This window comes from Tepidimonas sp., assembly GCF_046292505.1.
Lineage (GTDB): Bacteria > Pseudomonadota > Gammaproteobacteria > Burkholderiales > Burkholderiaceae_C > Tepidimonas.
The window spans coordinates 1-734 of sequence record NZ_JBKBQX010000173.1; the positions used below are offsets into that span (position 1 = coordinate 1).

Genomic DNA, 734 nt, shown 5'->3' on the forward strand with positions numbered 1-734 from the left:
CATAATAGAACCCGTGGCGGTAATGGTGTCGCCACGTAATCAATCATTGAAAGGAAACCCTATGTCTACGATCAACAAAACCCTTTCCGCGGCGTCTTTCGAGGCGGGCCGCGTCGCCGGCATGGCGCACGGTAACTGGCTGGCCGAGTCTGTAATGGCCATCGGGGACTTGTTGCCGGCCGCTCTCACGGCCGCGCAATATAAGACGATCCGCGGGCAGTGGGTTAAAGGGTACGTCAAAGCGATGGGCTGCAAGGAAACTACGGCCCAGAATCAGTGGGCCAAAGTATGGAAAGGAGTAGAAGCGGCCTTCGGGGCTAAGAAGCCCCAGAGCAAAGAGGCTGCGCGAAAGGCGGCCCAAAGGGCAAAGGCCGAAAAGCCCACCAAAGCGGATAAGGCGGACAAAGCGGCGGGCAAGGCCGACAATGAACCTAAGGCCCCGGCCAGCGGTGAGGAAGCCGCTAAAGGCATACAAATGACGTTGAGCGCCATGGAGGCTCATATCGTCAAAAAGATCAGGGCGGGCCAGTTTGGGATTGCCATAGAATGCATCCACAAATTGGCGGAAACACATACCGCCTAAACTATCTAACCCGCCGGTATGGCGGGTTTTTTGTTGCCCGCCGGTATGGCGGGTTTTTGTTGCCCGCCGGTATGGCGGGTTTTTTGTTGCCCGGACAAATCACACGCCGTGTGAAATGTCCACCGCGCCCGGCACGGTCGGGCGTTCTGAC

Annotated in this window: 1 protein-coding gene; it reads left to right on the plus strand. The window is 57.6% G+C overall.

Annotated features, from left to right (window positions below):
- Positions 1 to 583: hypothetical protein (locus ACK4TH_RS12560; RefSeq protein WP_409626933.1), on the plus strand; the 583-nt coding region annotated here is incomplete at its 5' end.
- Positions 584 to 734: the final 151 nt, after the last annotated feature.